Annotated in this window: 14 protein-coding genes; 6 read left to right on the top strand and 8 right to left on the bottom strand. The window is 68.3% G+C overall.

The window, feature by feature from the left end:
* Nucleotides 1-55 precede the first annotated feature (55 nt).
* From QTI33_RS18255 to QTI33_RS18240, 4 genes are all read left to right on the top strand, one after another.
* Nucleotides 56-1,252 carry an amino acid aminotransferase gene (locus QTI33_RS18255; RefSeq protein ID WP_286507589.1) on the top strand — a complete coding sequence of 399 codons (1,197 nt, stop codon included), beginning with the start codon at nucleotides 56-58 and terminating at the stop codon, nucleotides 1,250-1,252.
* A 140-nt stretch (nucleotides 1,253-1,392) separates the two neighbouring features.
* Entirely contained in the window at nucleotides 1,393-2,817 is a 1,425-nt protein-coding gene (locus QTI33_RS18250; RefSeq protein WP_286507588.1) for a polyhydroxyalkanoate depolymerase, read from the top strand.
* Nucleotides 2,818-2,821: 4 nt separating this feature from the next.
* Nucleotides 2,822-3,448, top strand: coding sequence for an RnfABCDGE type electron transport complex subunit B (locus QTI33_RS18245; protein ID WP_286507587.1), 627 nt, complete (start codon nucleotides 2,822-2,824; stop codon nucleotides 3,446-3,448).
* Nucleotides 3,445-4,077, top strand: a complete 633-nt coding sequence (locus QTI33_RS18240) for a LysE family translocator (RefSeq protein WP_286507585.1) — start codon at nucleotides 3,445-3,447, stop codon at nucleotides 4,075-4,077. The genes QTI33_RS18245 and QTI33_RS18240 overlap by 4 nt, the downstream gene beginning before the upstream one ends.
* A 3-nt stretch (nucleotides 4,078-4,080) precedes the next feature.
* Here QTI33_RS18240 and QTI33_RS18235 read toward each other — a convergent pair whose 3' ends face one another.
* Genes QTI33_RS18235 through scpA form a run of 6 tightly spaced genes read right to left on the bottom strand, consistent with a single transcriptional unit; the run spans nucleotide 4,081 to nucleotide 12,457 of the window.
* Nucleotides 4,081-4,560: a VOC family protein gene (locus QTI33_RS18235; RefSeq protein WP_286507583.1), complete on the bottom strand. Its 480-nt coding sequence runs from the start codon at nucleotides 4,558-4,560 to the stop codon at nucleotides 4,081-4,083.
* Nucleotides 4,557-5,588 (bottom strand): biotin synthase BioB, encoded by a 1,032-nt coding sequence (gene bioB / locus QTI33_RS18230; RefSeq protein ID WP_286507582.1) that lies wholly within the window; start codon nucleotides 5,586-5,588, stop codon nucleotides 4,557-4,559. The genes QTI33_RS18235 and bioB overlap by 4 nt, the downstream gene beginning before the upstream one ends.
* On the bottom strand, nucleotides 5,589-7,637 hold the full coding sequence (locus QTI33_RS18225; RefSeq protein WP_286507581.1) for an acetyl-CoA carboxylase biotin carboxylase subunit: 2,049 nt from the start codon (nucleotides 7,635-7,637) through the stop codon (nucleotides 5,589-5,591).
* Between the two features lie 17 nt (nucleotides 7,638-7,654).
* Nucleotides 7,655-9,187, bottom strand: a complete 1,533-nt coding sequence (locus tag QTI33_RS18220; RefSeq protein WP_286507580.1) for an acyl-CoA carboxylase subunit beta — start codon at nucleotides 9,185-9,187, stop codon at nucleotides 7,655-7,657.
* Nucleotides 9,188-9,233: 46 nt separating this feature from the next.
* Nucleotides 9,234-10,295, bottom strand: a complete 1,062-nt coding sequence (meaB, locus tag QTI33_RS18215; RefSeq protein WP_286507578.1) for a methylmalonyl Co-A mutase-associated GTPase MeaB — start codon at nucleotides 10,293-10,295, stop codon at nucleotides 9,234-9,236.
* A gap of 2 nt (nucleotides 10,296-10,297) precedes the next feature.
* Entirely contained in the window at nucleotides 10,298-12,457 is a 2,160-nt protein-coding gene (gene scpA / locus QTI33_RS18210; protein WP_286507576.1) for a methylmalonyl-CoA mutase, read from the bottom strand.
* A gap of 128 nt (nucleotides 12,458-12,585) precedes the next feature.
* Between scpA and QTI33_RS18205 the strand changes: the two genes are divergently transcribed.
* On the top strand, nucleotides 12,586-13,233 hold the full coding sequence (locus QTI33_RS18205) for a GntR family transcriptional regulator (protein ID WP_286507575.1): 648 nt from the start codon (nucleotides 12,586-12,588) through the stop codon (nucleotides 13,231-13,233).
* 37 nt (nucleotides 13,234-13,270) lie between these two features.
* Here QTI33_RS18205 and dusA read toward each other — a convergent pair whose 3' ends face one another.
* Both dusA and QTI33_RS18195 read right to left on the bottom strand, forming a co-directional pair.
* Nucleotides 13,271-14,248 (bottom strand): tRNA dihydrouridine(20/20a) synthase DusA, encoded by a 978-nt coding sequence (gene dusA, locus QTI33_RS18200; protein ID WP_286507574.1) that lies wholly within the window; start codon nucleotides 14,246-14,248, stop codon nucleotides 13,271-13,273.
* A 95-nt stretch (nucleotides 14,249-14,343) separates the two neighbouring features.
* Nucleotides 14,344-15,495 (bottom strand): T6SS phospholipase effector Tle1-like catalytic domain-containing protein, encoded by a 1,152-nt coding sequence (locus tag QTI33_RS18195; RefSeq protein WP_286507572.1) that lies wholly within the window; start codon nucleotides 15,493-15,495, stop codon nucleotides 14,344-14,346.
* Between the two features lie 165 nt (nucleotides 15,496-15,660).
* Between QTI33_RS18195 and QTI33_RS18190 the strand changes: the two genes are divergently transcribed.
* A complete protein-coding gene (locus QTI33_RS18190) occupies nucleotides 15,661-16,920 on the top strand; it encodes an MFS transporter (protein ID WP_286507570.1) in 1,260 nt (419 codons plus the stop codon).
* Nucleotides 16,921-16,942: the final 22 nt, after the last annotated feature.

Here is a 16,942-nt window from a genome sequence, read left to right as displayed (position 1 = left end):
GGCAGCGTAACGCAGGACCCGGCTTCACGTGAACCGCTCATCCAAAGGACTTTCCATGTCAATGTTCACCGCCGTCGAAATGGCGCCTCGCGACCCGATCCTGGGCCTCAACGAGCAATATGCAGCCGACGGCAATCCGAAAAAGGTCAACCTCGGCGTGGGCGTGTACTACGACGACAACGGCAAGCTGCCACTGCTGAAATGCGTGCAGGCCGCGGAAGAAGACATGATGAAGGCGCCCAGCGCCCGCGGCTACCTGCCGATCGACGGCATCGCCGCCTATGACAACGCGGTCAAAAGCCTGGTCTTCGGCCCCGCGAGCGAACCGGTCCAATCCGGCCGCGTTGCCACCATCCAGGCCATCGGCGGTACCGGCGGCCTGAAGGTCGGCGCCGACTTCCTGAAGAAACTGTCGCCCGACGCCAAGGTCCTGATCAGCGACCCGAGCTGGGAAAACCACCGCGCGCTGTTCACCAACGCCGGCTTCACGGTCGAGAGCTACCCCTACTACGACGCCGCCAAGCGTGGCATCAACTTCGAAGGCATGCTGGCGGCGCTGAAGGCGGCGCCGGCCGGCACCATCGTCGTGCTGCACGCCTGCTGCCACAATCCGACCGGCTACGACATCACGGCAGCCCAGTGGGACCAGGTCATCGCCGCGGTCAAGGCCGGCGGGCTGACCCCCTTCCTCGACATGGCCTACCAGGGCTTCGGCCACGGCATCCAGGAAGACGGCGCGGTGATCGGCAAGTTCGTCGCAGCCGGCCTGACCTTCTTCGTCTCGACCTCCTTCTCGAAGAGCTTCAGCCTGTACGGCGAGCGCGTCGGCGCCCTGTCGGTGCTGTGCGAGAACAAGGAAGAGGCCGCCCGCGTGCTGTCGCAGCTCAAGATCGCCATCCGCACCAACTACAGCAACCCGCCGATCCACGGCGGCGCGGTGGTGGCGGCCGTCCTCAACGACCCGGCACGGCGCGCCGTCTGGGAAGAAGAACTGGCCGAAATGCGGGTCCGGATCAAGGCCATGCGCCAGAAGCTGGTCGACGGCCTGAAGGCCGCGGGCGTGAAGCAGGACATGAGCTTCATCACCTCGCAGATCGGCATGTTCAGCTATTCGGGCCTGACCAAGGACCAGATGGTGCGCCTGCGCGAGGAGTTCGGCGTCTACGGCACCGACACCGGCCGGATGTGCGTGGCGGCGCTCAACAGCAAGAACATCGACCACGTCTGCCAGAGCATCGCCAAGGTGCTCTGACGGCTTTCGGGCCGTTGGCGGGGCGCTTACGGCGCCGCCGCGTGAAGATGTCACGACCGGCGCCCCCAAGTGGGGCGCCCCCTCTATTTTGGAGGGGAAGCTGCTGATATATTGCATTGCAACAACTCTCAGAATCCCCGATGCTCTACCAACTCTACGAAGCGCAGCGCTCCCTCATGGAGCCGTTCGCCGACTTCGCACAGGCCGCTTCCAAACTCTACGGCCAAGGCACGGCATTCGGACAGGCGCCGCTGGCGCAGCGCATCGCGGCCGGCTACGACCTCCTGTACCGCCTGGGCAAGGACTACGAGAAGCCGGAATTCGGCATCAAGACCGTCAAGGTCGACGGCCACGAGGTGGTGATCCATGAAAGCGTCGAGCTCGAGAAGCCGTTCTGCAAGCTGCGCCGCTTCAAGCGCTTCACCGACCAGCCGGAAACCCTGAAGACCCTCAAGAGCCAGCCGGTGGTGCTGGTGGTGGCGCCGCTGTCGGGCCACTATGCAACCTTGCTGCGCGACACGGTGCGCGCCCTGCTGCAAGGCCACAAGGTCTACATCACCGACTGGACCAATGCCCGGCTGGTGCCGCTGTCCGAAGGCAAGTTCCATCTCGACGACTACATCAACTACGTCGAGGACTTCATCCGCTACCTGCAGACCGAATACGGCAACTGCCACGTGATCAGCGTTTGCCAGCCGACGGTGCCCGTGTTGGCGGCGGTGTCGCTGATGGCCAGCCGCGGCGAGCAGATCCCGCTGTCGATGACCATGATGGGCGGACCGATCGACGCCCGCAAGTCGCCCACCGCGGTCAACAACCTGGCGATGAACAAGAGCTTCGAGTGGTTCGAGAACAACGTGATCTACCGGGTGCCCGACGGCTTCCCGGGTGAGGGACGGCGCGTCTACCCGGGCTTCCTGCAGCACACCGGCTTCGTCGCGATGAACCCGGAAAACCATGCCAGCAGCCACTACGACTACTTCAAGAACCTGATCAAGGGCGATGACGCGAGCGCCGAGGCGCACCGCAAGTTCTACGACGAATACAACGCCGTGCTCGACATGGACGCCGACTACTACCTGGACACCATCCGAACCGTGTTCCAGCAGTTCGACCTGGTGAACGGCACCTGGCAGGTGACCAACCCCCAGGGCGAACGCGAACTGGTGCGGCCGCAGGACATCCGCGGCATCGGCCTGCTGACGATCGAAGGCGAGCTCGACGACATCTCGGGCTCCGGCCAGACGCGCGCGGCGCACGAACTCTGCACCGGCGTCGTCGCCAGCGAGCAGCACCACTACGAGGTCAAGGGCGCCGGCCACTATGGCATCTTCAGCGGCCGCCGCTGGCGTGAACTGGTCTACCCCGAAGTCCAGGCCTTCATTGCCCAGCACGACAAGCCGCAAAAGCGCGCGGGGCCGCCGGTGCTGGCTGCCGAGGACATGGTCCGGGCGCCGACAGCGGCAAGGAAGGCGACGCGTGCCGTCGCGCCCGCCACCGCCGCCGCCCGCAAGAAGGCTCCCGCCACACGGACGACCAAGCCGGCGGCGCGCAAACCCGCCTGAGGCCGTGAACCCGCGCGCTGCCGCCCTGCTGGACGCCCTGCCGCAGACGCAGTGCACCCGTTGCGGCTACCCTGACTGCGCCGGCTACGCCGAGGCCATGGCGGCCGGAGAGGCCGACATCAACCAATGCCCGCCCGGAGGCGCCGAGGGCGTGCAGCGGCTGTCCGGGCTGACGGGCCGGCCCGCCCGGGCCCTCGACCCGCAGTTCGGCATCGAGCTGCCACGCAGCCTGGCGGTGATCGACGAGGCCTGGTGCATCGGCTGCACCCTGTGCCTCGATGCCTGCCCGACCGACGCCATCGTCGGCATCCACAAGCGCATGCACACCGTGATCGACGCCCATTGCACCGGCTGCGAGCTGTGCATCCCCGCCTGCCCGGTCGACTGCATCTCGCTGGAGACGGTGACGCCGGGCCGCACCGGATGGCAGGCCTGGTCGCAGGCGCAGGCCGACCACGCACGCGCGCGCTACGCCTTGCATGCCGTCCGGCAGGCCCCGGGCGGGGCTGCGGTCGTGCCGCCGAGCGAGGCGCCGGCGGCGGCGCCCGAGGCGGTCGACCGCAAGCGCGCCATCATCGAAGCGGCGCTGGCACGGGCCCGTGCCGCCGCCAAGGAGCGCCACCAACCATGAGCCTCGACACCCTCCTGCTCTACGCACTGGCCTCGCTCGCGCTCGCGATCACGCCGGGACCGACCATGCTGCTCGCGCTCTCCAACGGCATCTCGGGCGGCATGCGAGCGGCGGCCTGGGGCATCGCCGGGGCGTCGCTGGGCAGCTCCATCGTGATCGCCACGGTGGCGCTCGGCCTCGGCTCGCTGCTGGCGGCGTCCGAATGGCTCTTCAATGCGATTCGCGTCGCCGGCGTGCTGTATCTGGTCTGGCTCGGCGTCAAGCTCTGGCGCACGCCGCCGGCCGACGTCGGCGCGGCGCTGGCCGGCGCGGGGGAGCCGCTGCGCGGCCGGCTGGCGCTGCTGCGCAGCCTGGCGGTGGCGCTGTCGAATCCGAAGTCGCTGCTGTTCTTCGCCGCCTTCCTGCCGCAGTTCGTCGACATCGCCCATCCGCAGGGGCCCCAGTACCTGGTGCTGGGCGTCGTCTTCGTCTGCATCGACACGCTGGTGATGCTGAGCTATGCCACCGCCGGCACCCAGGCCGTGCGCTGGCTCTCGCAGCGCAGCCTGCGCGCGCTCAACCGCGGCTGCGCGGTGGGGATGTGGCTGCTGGCCGCCACGCTCGCCATCTGGCGCCGCCCCGGCGCCTGAGGCTCAGCCCGCGGCCGCCAGCGCCGCGAAGGCGTGGATCACCTCGGCCGGCGCCTGCACCAGCTCGATCAGGACGCCCTCGCCCGCGATCGGGAATTCGTCGTTGCTCTTCGGATGCAGGAAGCAGATGTCGAAGCCGGCCGCGCCCTTGCGGATGCCGCCGGGCGCGAAGCGAACGCCCTGCGCCGTGAGCCATTCGACGGCCTTGGGCAGGTCGTCGATCCACAGCCCCACGTGATTCAGCGGCGTGGCGTGGACCGCCGGCTTCTTCTCGGGGTCGAGCGGCTGCATCAGGTCGACTTCGACCTTGAAGGGGCCGCTGCCGATCGCGCAGATGTCCTCGTCGACGTTCTCGCGCTCGCTCTTGAAAGTGCCGGTGACCTCCAGGCCCAGCATGTCGACCCACAGCTTCTGCAGCCGGGTCTTGTCCGGTCCGCCGATGGCGACCTGCTGGATGCCCAGCACCTTGAATGGACGCGTCATGCGCATGCTCCTTGTTCGGTGGTCGAACGGGCCTTGAGCCCCAGCCTGGCCAGCAGCTGGACGTCGGCCTCGACATCGGGGTTGCCCGTGACCAGCAGCTTGTCGCCGTAGAAGATCGAATTGGCGCCGGCCAGGAAGCACAGCGCCTGCACCGCGTCGCCGAGCTGCTGGCGGCCCGCGGACAGGCGCACGCGTGCCTTCGGCATCGTGATGCGGGCGACGGCGATCATGCGGACGAAGTCCAGCGGATCGATCGGCTCCGAATCGGCCAGCGGCGTGCCGGGCACGCGCACCAGGCTGTTGATCGGCACCGACTCCGGGTACGGATCGAGGTTGGCGAGCTGGGCGATCAGCCCCGCCCGGTGCACCGGTTCCTCGCCCATGCCGACGATGCCGCCGCAGCAGACGCTGATGCCGGCGGCGCGCACGTGGGCCAGCGTATCGAGCCGGTCCTGGTAGCTGCGGGTGTCGACGATGTCGGTGTAGTACTCGGGCGCGGTGTCGAGGTTATGGTTGTAGTAGTCGAGCCCGGCCGCCTTGAGCTGCAGCGCATGCTGCGGCTCCAGCATGCCGAGCGTGGCGCAGGTCTGCAGGCCCAGGCCCTTGACGGCCTCGACCAGCACCGCGATCTTCTCGACGTCGCGGTCCTTCGGCGCGCGCCAGGCGGCACCCATGCAGAAGCGCGTGGCGCCGGCATCCCTGGCGGCCTGGGCGGCGCGCAGGACCTCGTCGACCTCCATCAGCTTCTGCGCCTTGACGCCGGTGTCGAACTCGGCCGACTGCGGGCAATAGCCGCAGTTCTCGGGACAGCCGCCGGTCTTCACCGACAGCAGCGTGGCGAGTTCGATGTCGCCCTCGGGAAAATGCGCGCGGTGCACCGTCTGGGCCTGGAACAGCAGCTCGTTGAAGGGCTTGTCGAGCAGGGCCTGAACGGCCTCCACCGACCATGGCCCGGCCGGCGCGGGAGGCGGCGGCGCAGGCCGATGCAGCATGACGGCCTTGGCCGTCGACAGGTCGTTGGCCCCCATCTATGCGAACTCCATGATGATCTGGTCGACCGCCAGCGATTCGCCCCTGGCCGCCGCGATGTGGCCGACCACGCCGTCCTGCGTCGCGAACAGCACGTTCTCCATCTTCATCGCCTCGATGACGGCGAGCTTCTCGCCGGCCTGCACCTGCTGGCCCGGCTGCACCGAGACCTCGACCAGCAGGCCCGGCATCGGCGACATCAGGAACTTGCTCAGGTCCGGCGGCGCCTTGTAGGGCATCAGCGACAGCAGCTGCGCGCCGAGCGGCGACAGCACCATCGTCTCGATCTGCGTGCCGTTGTGCGACACCCGCAGCGCCAGCGGATTCTTGCCCGCGCCGCGCTCGACCTGCGCGGTGAAGGCACGGCCGTTGACCAGGCCCTCGACCCGGATGCTCCCGAGCGGTGCGCGGCTGTCGATCTGGTAGCTGTTGCTGCCGACGGCCACCACGCTGGAGCCGGTCTGGCCGTGGAAGTCGGTGACCGACACCGACTTGTGGACATGCTGGCCCCGCTCGTCGAGCACGACCGCGACGAACTGTTCGCCGACCTTGACGCCATGCCCTTCGAGCTGGCCGCTGATGCCCGACGCCCGCGCCCGGTAGCGGCGATGCACGAAGGCCGCCAGCGCGACCAGGAAATCGGGATCGTCATGCGGCACGTCCTCGGCATGGAAGCCCTTGCCGTAGTGCTCGGCGATGAAGCCGGTGTTGAAGTCGCCGCTGACGAACTTCGGGTGCGCCAGCAGCGCCGCCTGGAACGGGATGTTGCTGCTGATGCCGCGGATCACGAAGCCGTTGAGCGCCTCGCGCATCAGCGCGATGGCGTGCGCGCGGTCGCGGCCATGGACGATCAGCTTGGCGATCATCGAGTCGTAGAACATCGGGATCTCGCCGCCGTCGTAGACGCCGGTGTCGACCCGCACGCCGTACAGGTGCTCGGTGTCGGCGGAGAACATGGTCTCCTTCGGCGGCTGGAAGCGCACCAGCCGGCCGGTCGACGGCAGGAAGTTGCGGAACGGGTCCTCGGCGTTGATGCGGCATTCGATGGCCCAGCCTTCGCGCTTGACGTCCTGCTGCGCCAGCGGCAGCGGCTCGCCGGCAGCGACGCGGATCATCAGCTCGACCAGGTCCAGGCCGGTGATCGCCTCGGTCACCGGGTGCTCGACCTGCAGCCGGGTGTTCATCTCCAGGAAGTAGAAGCTCTGGTCCTTGCCGACCACGAATTCGACCGTACCCGCGCTCTGGTAGTCGACGGCCTTGGCCAGCGCCACCGCCTGCTCGCCCATGGCGCGGCGCGTGGCATCGCTGATAAAGGGCGACGGCGCCTCCTCGATGACCTTCTGGTGGCGGCGCTGGATCGAGCATTCGCGCTCGTTGAGATAGATCACGTGGCCGTGCGCGTCGCCCAGCACCTGGATCTCGATGTGGCGCGGCTCCTCGACGAACTTCTCGATGAAGACGCGGTCGTCGCCGAAGCTGTTGCGGGCCTCGTTGCGGCAGGAGGTGAAGCCCTCGAAGGCCTCCTTGTCGTTGAAGGCCACGCGCAGGCCTTTGCCGCCGCCGCCGGCCGAGGCCTTGATCATCACCGGATAGCCGATGTCCTTGGCGATCTCGACCGCGCGCTCGGCGCTCTCGATGGCGTCGTTCCAGCCCGGGATGGTGTTGACCTTGGCTTCGTTGGCCAGCTTCTTCGAAGCGATCTTGTCGCCCATCGCGGCGATCGAATGGTGCTTCGGGCCGATGAAGACGATGCCCTCTTCCTCGACCTTGCGGGCGAAGGCCTCGTTCTCGGACAGGAAGCCGTAGCCGGGGTGCACGGCCTCGGCGCCGGTCTTCTTGCAGGCCGCGATGATGCGATCGGCCTGCAGGTAGCTGTCGCGGCTGGCCGAGCCGCCGATGTGCACCGCCTCGTCGGCCAGCTCGACGTGGCGGGCGTCCTTGTCGGCATCGGAATAGACGGCCACCGTGAGGATGCCCATCTTCTTCGCGGTCTTGATGACGCGGCAAGCAATCTCGCCACGATTCGCAATCAGGATCTTTTTGAACATGTTCTTGTACTCCGGTCTCAGAGCGGAATGTTGCCGTGCTTGCGCCACGGGTTCTCGAGCTTCTTCTCGCGCAGCATCACCAGGCTGCGGCAGATCCGCTTGCGGGTCTCGCTCGGCAGGATCACGTCGTCGATGTAGCCGCGCGTGCTCGCCACGTAGGGATTCGCGAATCGGGCCTTGTACTCGGCCTCGCGCGCGGCGAGCTTCTCGGGATCGTTCTTGTCCTCGCGGAAGATGATCTCGACCGCGCCCTTGGCCCCCATCACCGCGATCTCGGCGCGCGGCCAGGCCAGGTTCACGTCGCCGCGCAGGTGCTTCGAGGCCATCACGTCGTAGGCGCCGCCGTAGGCCTTGCGCGTGATGACCGTGATCTTCGGCACCGTGCACTCGGCATAGGCGTAGAGCAGCTTGGCGCCGTGCTTGATGATGCCGCCGAACTCCTGGCTGGTGCCGGGCATGAAGCCGGGCACGTCGACGAAGGTCACGACCGGGATGTTGAAGGCATCGCAGAAGCGCACGAAGCGCGCCGCCTTGATCGACGACTTGATGTCCAGGCAACCGGCCAGCACCAGCGGCTGGTTGGCGACGATGCCGATGCTCTGCCCTTCCATGCGGGCGAAGCCGATCACGATGTTCTTCGCATAGTCGGGCTGCAGCTCGAAGAAGTCGCCGTCGTCGACCACCTTGGCGATCAGCTCCTTCATGTCGTAGGGCTTGTTCGGGTTGTCGGGCACCAGCGTGTCGAGCGACAGGTCGGCGCGGTCGGCCGGGTCGCCGCTCGGGCGCACCGGCGGCTTCTCGCGGTTGTTGAGCGGCAGGTAGTTGTAGAGCCGGCGCAGCATCATCAGCGCCTCGACGTCGTTCTCGAACGCCATGTCGGCGACACCGCTCTTGGTGGTGTGGGTCGAGGCGCCGCCGAGCTCCTCGGCGGTGACGTCCTCGTGGGTCACGGTCTTCACCACCTCGGGGCCGGTGACGAACATGTAGCTGCTGTCCTTCACCATGAAGATGAAGTCGGTCATGGCCGGCGAGTAGACGGCGCCGCCGGCGCAGGGGCCCATGATCATGCTGATCTGCGGCACCACGCCCGAGGCCATCACGTTGCGCTGGAAGACCTCGGCATAGCCGCCGAGCGAGGCCACGCCCTCCTGGATGCGGGCGCCGCCCGAATCGTTGAGGCCGATCACCGGCGCGCCGACCTTCATGGCCTGGTCCATCACCTTGCAGATCTTCTCGGCGTGGGCTTCGCTGAGGGCGCCGCCGAAGACCGTGAAGTCCTGGCTGAAGACGAACACCAGTCGGCCGTTGATCATGCCGTAGCCGGTGACCACGCCATCGCCCGGAATCTTGTTGTCGGCCATGCCGAAGTCGCTCGAGCGGTGCTCGACGAACATGTCCCACTCTTCGAAGGTGTTGTCGTCGAGCAGCAGCGCGATGCGCTCGCGCGCCGTCAGCTTGCCCTTGGCATGCTGGGCGTCGATGCGCTTCTGGCCACCGCCGAGGCGCGCCTGGGCGCGGCGTTTTTCGAGTTGTTCGAGGATTTCTTTCATGACGTTCCGTCGTAGGAGTTGATCTTTTGAAAGCCGCAGCCAGAGGCTACGCCTGTCCGGCCTGGGCCGCGAGCAATTGGCGCGCAGCGGTCGAGGGCGGCAACTTGCCGGCTGCCACCTGGGCGACCGCATGGGGAAGCATCTCGCGCACTTGCGGATGCTGGCGGAAGGCCTGCTTGAGGCCGGCGTCGATGCGCTCCCACATCCAGGCGAGCGCCTGCTTCTCGCGCCGGCTGGCGAAGCGCCCGTTGGCCGCCTGCAGCGACTTGAACTGCAGAACGGCGGCCCAGAAGGCGTCGACGCCGGTGCCCAGCAAGGCACTGAGCTGGATCACCCGGGGCAGCCAGAAGCGCACTTCGGCCTCGGGCGAGCCGGGCGTCGCGTGGGCGGCGTGCATGGCCTGCGCATGGGCCGGATTGCCGTGGTGGCCGAACAGGCGCAGCGCCGAGGTGATCTGGGCCTGGGCGCGGGTGGCCGCATCCTTGTCGATATCGGCCTTGTTGATCACCACCAGGTCGGCCAGTTCCATCACGCCCTTCTTGATCGCCTGCAGGTCGTCGCCGGCGTTGGGCAGCTGCAGCAGCACGAACATGTCGGTCATGCCCGAGACCGCGGTCTCGCTCTGCCCCACGCCGACGGTCTCGACGATCACGATGTCGTAGCCGGCCGCTTCGCAGACCAGCATCGCCTCGCGCGTCTTCTCGGCCACGCCGCCCAGGGTGCCGCTCGACGGGCTGGGCCGGATGTAGGCGCGCTCGTGCACCGACAGATGCTCCATGCGGGTCTTGTCGCCCAGGATCGAGCCACCCGAGACGGTGGACGAAGGATCGATGGTGAGCACGGCCACGCGGTGGCCCTCTCCGATCAGGAACAGCCCGAGAGTCTCGATGAAGGTCGACTTGCCGACGCCCGGCACGCCCGAGATGCCGAGCCGGAACGATTTCCCGGTGTGCGGCAGCAGGGCCGTGAGCAGTTCGTCGGCCTGCGCGCGATGGTCGGCGCGGGTCGATTCGAGCAGCGTGATGGTCTTGGCGATCGCGCGGCGCTGCGGCGGGCCGTCACCGGCCAGCAGGGCGTCCACCGTGACCGGTGACTTGGCGGCCCGCATCGTCAGGCTGCAACCGCGGCGCGAATCTGCTCGAGCACGTCCTTCGCGCTCGCCGGGATCGGCGTGCCGGGGCCGTAGATGCCCTTGACGCCGGCCTCGTAGAGGAAGTCGTAGTCCTGGCGCGGAATCACGCCGCCGACGAAGACGATGATGTCGTCGGCGCCCTGCTTCTTGAGCTCCGCGATGATCGCCGGCACGAGGGTCTTGTGGCCGGCGGCGAGCGTGCTGACGCCCACCGCGTGAACGTCGTTCTCGATCGCCTGGCGGGCGCATTCCTCGGGCGTCTGGAACAGCGGGCCCATGTCGACGTCGAAGCCGAGGTCGGCAAAGGCGGTGGCGACGACCTTGGCGCCGCGGTCGTGGCCGTCCTGGCCGAGCTTGGAGATCATCACGCGCGGGCGCCGGCCCTGCGCCTCGGCGAAAGCCGCGATCTCGTGCTGCAGCGCCTCCCAGCCTTCGGCCGAGTCGTAGGCGGCGGCATAGACGCCGGTGACCTTCTGGGTGTCGGCGCGGTGGCGGCCGTAGACCTTCTCGAGCGCGTCGCTGATCTCGCCGACGGTGGCGCGCAGGCGCACCGCGTTGATGCTCAGTTCGAGCAGGTTGCCCTCGCCGCTTTCCGCCGCAGCGGTGAGTGCGTCCAGCGCGGCTTGCACGGCGGCACTGTCGCGCTGCTCGCGGATGGCCTTGAGCTTGGCGATCTGGCCGTCGCGCACCTTGACGTTGTCGATCTGCAGGATGTCGTGCGTGTCTTCGGTCTTGAGCTTGTACTTGTTGACGCCGACGATGACGTCGCGCCCCGAATCGATGCGCGCCTGCTTGTCGGCCGCCGCGGCCTCGATCTTGAGCTTGGCCCAGCCGCTGTCGACGGCCCTGGTCATGCCGCCCATGGCCTCGACCTCCTCGATGATGGCCCAGGCCGCATCGGCCATGTCCTGCGTCAGCTTCTCCATCATGTAGCTGCCGGCCCAGGGGTCGATCACGCTGGTGATGTGGGTCTCTTCCTGGATGATGAGCTGGGTGTTGCGCGCGATGCGCGAGCTGAACTCGGTCGGCAGCGCGATCGCCTCGTCGAGCGCGTTGGTGTGCAGGCTCTGGGTGCCGCCGAACACCGCGGCCATGGCCTCGATGGTGGTGCGCACCACGTTGTTGTAGGGGTCCTGCTCGGTCAGCGACCAGCCCGAGGTCTGGCAGTGCGTGCGCAGCATCAGGCTCTTGGGGTTCTTGGGCTCGAACGCCTTCATGATCCGGCACCACAAGAGGCGCGCCGCGCGCATCTTGGCGACCTCGAGATAGAAGTTCATGCCGATGGCCCAGAAGAAGCTCAGCCGCCCGGCGAAGCCGTCGACGTCCAGGCCCTTGGCCAGCGCGGTCTTCACGTATTCCTTGCCGTCGGCCAGGGTGAAGGCCAGTTCCAGCGCCTGGTTGGCGCCGGCCTCCTGCATGTGGTAGCCGCTGATCGAGATCGAGTTGAACTTCGGCATCTTCTGCGCCGTGTACTCGATGATGTCGCCGATGATCCGCATGCTCGGCGCCGGCGGAAAGATGTAGGTGTTGCGGACCATGAACTCCTTGAGGATGTCGTTCTGGATGGTTCCGCTCAGCTGGTCCTGCGAGACGCCCTGCTCTTCCGCCGCGACCACGTAGCCCGCCAGCACCGGCAGCACGGCACCGTTCATGGTCATCGAGACGCTGACCTTGTCGAGCGGTATCTGGTCGAACAGGATCTTCATGTCCTCCACCGAGTCGATCGCCACGCCGGCCTTGCCGACGTCGCCCGTCACCCGCGGATGGTCGCTGTCGTAGCCGCGGTGGGTCGCGAGGTCGAAGGCGACCGACACGCCCTGCCCGCCCGCCGCCAGGGCCTTGCGGTAGAAGGCATTCGATTCCTCGGCGGTCGAGAAGCCGGCGTACTGGCGGATGGTCCACGGGCGCACCGCGTACATGGTGGCCTGGGGGCCGCGCAGGTAGGGCTCGAAGCCGGGCAAGGTGTCGGTGTACTTCAGGCCCTGGAGATCGGCCGCGGTGTAGAGCGGCTTGACCGTGATGCCGTCCGGCGTGACCCAGTTGAGCGCTTCGAGGTTGCCGCCGGGGGCGGACTTGGCGGCCGCCTTGGTCCAGGCGTCGAGGGTCGCAGGCGAGAAGGTGTAGTCGGTTTTGCTCATGGGCGCCGCTTAGGAGGTCATGCAAAAGGTTCGGGGACGAGTGTCTGCGCAGTCGCAGCACAACGCCAGCGAGTGTACCTTATTCATAATTATTAATTCAACCTGCCGGATTGCGGTACATTTCAGCCATGTCCGCCGTCACCCTCACCCCGCGCGCCCTCTATGAAGAGGTGGCCGAGCTGCTGCGCCAGCGCATCTTCAGCCGCGAGCTCGAACCCGGGAGCTGGATCGACGAACTCCGGCTGGCCGAGGAATACGGCATCAGCAGGACGCCGCTGCGCGAGGCGCTGAAGGTGCTGGCCGCCGAGGGACTGGTGACGATGAAGGTGCGGCGCGGCGCCTACGTCACCGAGGTGTCCGAGAAAGACCTGGCGGACGTCTACCACCTGCTGAGCCTGCTCGAGAGCGATGCGGCCGGCGTCGTGGCCGGCCACGCCAGCGAGGCCGAACTGGCCGAACTCGAGCGGCTGCACGCCGAACTGGAGGCGGCCGCCAAGCCCGGGCACGTCGACCGCGAGAATTTCTTTGCCCTCAACGAGCGCTTCCACATGCGGCTGCTGGCGATCGCCAACAACCGCTGGCGCGACCAGATGGTGGCCGACCTGCGCAAGGTGATGAAGCTGAACCGCCACAACTCGCTGCTGAAGGCGGGACGCATCGACGAATCGCTGAACGAGCACCGGGCGATCATGGCGGCGATCAAGGCGCGCGACCCGGGTGCGGCGATGGCCCGCACGCAGGAACACTTCCGCAACGGATTGCAGGCGGCGAACTGAATTCGTCGAACGCGGCCGGGCTGCGCCGGCCGGAGGGTCACAAGGTGGCGGCGACCGGTTCGTGCGCGAGGTCCATCACCTCATGCGGCGGCAGCGTCTTCAGCTTGTGGTCGCTCCACACCTGGCGCCAGCGGCGGGCGCCCGCCAGGCCGTTGCGCAGGCCGAGCATATGGCGCGCGATGTTGGACCAGGGCGTGCCGTGCTCGGCAGCCTCGCGGGCCATGTAGTCGCACATCTGCAGCTCGACCGCTTCGCGCGTCAAAGTCGACGGCGGCTCGCCGTAGAACGCCGCGTCCCACTCGGACAGGCTCCAGGGGTTGTGATAGGCCTCGCGGCCGATCATCACGCCGTCGAGCAGGCGCAGGTGGGCCTGCATCTGCGCCGTGTCGCTGAAGCCGCCGTTGATCGAGAAGGCGAGCGCCGGGAAGTCGTGCTTGAGCCGGTGCACCAGCTCGTAGCGCAGCGGCGGCACCTCGCGGTTCTGCTTCGGCGACAGGCCCTTGAGCCAGGCGTTGCGGGCGTGGACGATGAAGGTGCGGCAGCCGGCCTCGCTGACCTGGCCGACGAAGTCGCGCACGAACTCGTAGCTCTCGATCTTGTCGATGCCGATGCGGTGCTTGACCGTGACCGGGACGTCGACCACGTCGACCATCGCCTTCACGCAGTCGGCGACCAGCTGCGGCTCGTTCATGAGGCAGGCCCCGAAGGCGCCGCGCTGCACGCGCTCGCTCGGGCAGCCGCAGTTGATGTTGATCTCGTCGTAGCCCCAGTCCTCGCCCAGCTTCGCGCAGTGGGCGAGATCGGCGGGCTCGCTGCCGCCGAGCTGCAGCGCCACCGGATGCTCCTCGGCGTTGAAGCGCAGGTGGCGCGGCACGTCGCCGTGGATCAGCGCGCCGGTGGTCACCATCTCGGTGTAGAGCAAGGCGCGGCGAGTCAGCAGGCGATGGAAATAGCGGCAGTGGCGGTCGGTCCAGTCCATCATCGGTGCGACGGACAGGATCTTCGGAGCAGTCAAGGAGCGGTCCTGGATTCGAAATGAAGCTGGGCCCCGCGAGGGGCGAGCGTCCCGGATTCTGCCACCCCGCGGCCCGCCGCCGCCGCGGCGCAAGGCTAAGCCTGCAGCGATCCCTGGGCCAATCGCCGATTCTTCAGCAACGCCGCCAGTCCCTGGGGCGCGTAGTCCACGACCCGGTCGAGGTACAGCTGCACGCTGGGATGGAACAGCGCATCCGCCGGCACCGTGCGCGGCCCGTGCGGCAGCAAATGGAAAGGCGGATCCTTGTACGGCGTGTGGACCGGCCCGAAGTCCCCCGGGGGGCTCGCCTGGTACTGCGGCGAGATCGCCACGCCGCAGCCCTTGAAGTGGTCGATCATCCAGCCGAGCGCAAAACCCGACAGGTCCTGGGTCGGGTAGCCGCCGCCCACATCCGAGTGCGCGCCGCAGAACCAGCGCTGGTGGACGCCGTCCCTGGCGTCCCACAGGGTCGGTTCGAAATCGCCGCGCTGCTCGTCGATGGCGATGGCATGGAAGCCGCTGCGCACCTTCGGCGACAGCGCCCGGTCGGCGAACTCGAAGACGTCGATCTTCTTCGCGTCGGCCGGGTCGTACAGCGGCACGCCCAGCGAGCCGACCGTGTCCCAGACGCCGATGGCCTCGATGCCGACGCCCTGCACCAGCTGCGCCGGGTCGATGCGGCGCGACTTGAATTCCTCCAGGTAGCCCAGCAGCGTGCTCGCCTTGCCCGCCCGCCGCCGGTACTCGGCCCAGACGTGGATGCCGAGGCCATAGGCCCGGGCGGCATCGTAGCGGCCGTCGTCCGCACGCAGCGCCTGCGGCGGCAGCAGGCCCATCGCGACGATCATGCCGCCCAGGGCGCGCACCGTGTAGGCACCGCGGCTGAAGCCGGCCAGGTAGATGCGGTCGCCCGGCTGGTAGTTGCGCGACACGAAGGTGTAGCCGCGCACGATGCGCTCGATGAAGCCCTCGCCGAAGACGCCGCCCAGGATCTTGCGGATCGCATTGCCCGAATCGCCCACGCCGTGCAGGTACTTGGCCACCTGGGTGGCGCCGCCATCGGGGCCGAGCGCGATCTTTTCCTGCTCGTCCTGCTTGCGCAGCGAGTCGGGCGTGACCGTGCCGGCGAGGGCCGCGAACAGCCGCAGCACGTTGGTGGCGTCGGCCTGCAGCTCGTCGCCGTCGCCCTGGCCGTGGCCCAGGCCCTTCCAGGTGCCATCGGCACAAAAAACGATGTTCTTCGCCATGCTGCGTCCTTTCTGGAGATGCCCGGCGAGCAGTCTGGTCCGCCGCGGGGGCGGAATCCATGCGCCATTCGCTCTATGCCGCGCGCCCGAAGGGCCCGCTGCAGGCCTGCGCCGGAAATGCTAAGGTGCGGGACCAGGGTTAACCCTTCACTTTCCTCCTCCCCCGTGCCATCTTCCCCAGCGCCCGGCCCCGCCGGGCGGCCGGCTCCCGCCGTGCCTGCCGCACTCTCGCCCGGCCTCACGCTGCTGTTCGCGGTGGCCTGCGGGCTGTGCGTCGCCAACATCTACTTCGCCCAGCCGCTGATCGGCCCGATCGCGGCCACGCTGCAGATGCACGCTGGCCTGGCCGGGCTGATCATGACGCTGACCCAGCTCGGCTACGGCGCCGGGCTGCTGTTGCTGGTGCCGCTGGCCGACGTGGTGGAAAACCGCCGGCTGATCCTGGCCGCGATGGCTGGCGCGGTCGCCGGCCTGGTCGGGATCGCGCTGTCGAACTCGGCCGCCACCTTCCTGGCGGCCTCCTTCCTTGTCGGCACCTGCGCCGTCGCGGCCCAGGTGCTGGTGCCGCTGGCCTCGCACCTGGTGGCCGACGCGACGCGGGGCAAGGTGGTCGGCAACATCATGGCCGGGCTGCTGGCCGGGATCATGCTGGCCCGCCCGTTCTCCAGCCTGGTGGCCTCGGCCTTCGGCTGGCGGGCGGTGTTCGCGGTCTCGGCGCTGCTGATGGCCGTGCTGGCGGGGGTGCTCTGGCGGGCCCTGCCCCGGCGCCAGCCCCATGGCTCGATCGGCTACGCGCGCACCCTCGCGTCGCTGCCGGGCATCGTCCGGCGAACACCCCTGCTGCGCCGGCGCGCGCTCTACCAGGGCCTTCTCTTCTCGGGGTTCCAGGCTTTCTGGACCGCTGTGCCGCTGGCGCTGGCGCATGAGTTCGGCCTCGGCCAGGGCGGGATCGCGTTGTTTGCGCTGGCCGGCGCCGCCGGGGCCCTGGTCGCCCCCTGGGCCGGCCGGCTGGCCGACCGGGGGCGCACGCAGCCGGCCACCGGCGCGGCCATCGGCGTCGCGCTGCTCTCGTTCGGCGTCGCCGCGGTCGGCTTCCGCTTTCATTCGCTGGCGGCGCTGGTGGCGGCCGCGGTGCTGCTCGACGGCGCGGTCCAGCTGTGCAACGTGCTGAGCCTGCGCAGCCTCTACATGCTGGCGCCGGAACTGCGCGGCCGGCTCAACGGGCTGTTCCTGACCTCGATCTTCCTCTGCGCCGCGGTGGCTTCGGCGCTGGCGGCGGCGCTCTATACCTTCCACGGATGGGGCGCCCTGTGCACGCTGGGCGCCGGCTTCGGGCTGGCCGGCCTGTTGTATTACGGCACCGAGTTCAGGCGCAATGCCCTTTCACCGCCACGCGCCGCAGCGCTTCCGGATAATACGGGTTAACCCTAGATTCCCCTGATGACTG

The organism is Variovorax davisae, from assembly GCF_030316845.1.
GTDB lineage: Bacteria > Pseudomonadota > Gammaproteobacteria > Burkholderiales > Burkholderiaceae_C > Variovorax > Variovorax davisae.
This window is presented reverse-complemented; position numbering and strand designations above follow the sequence as displayed.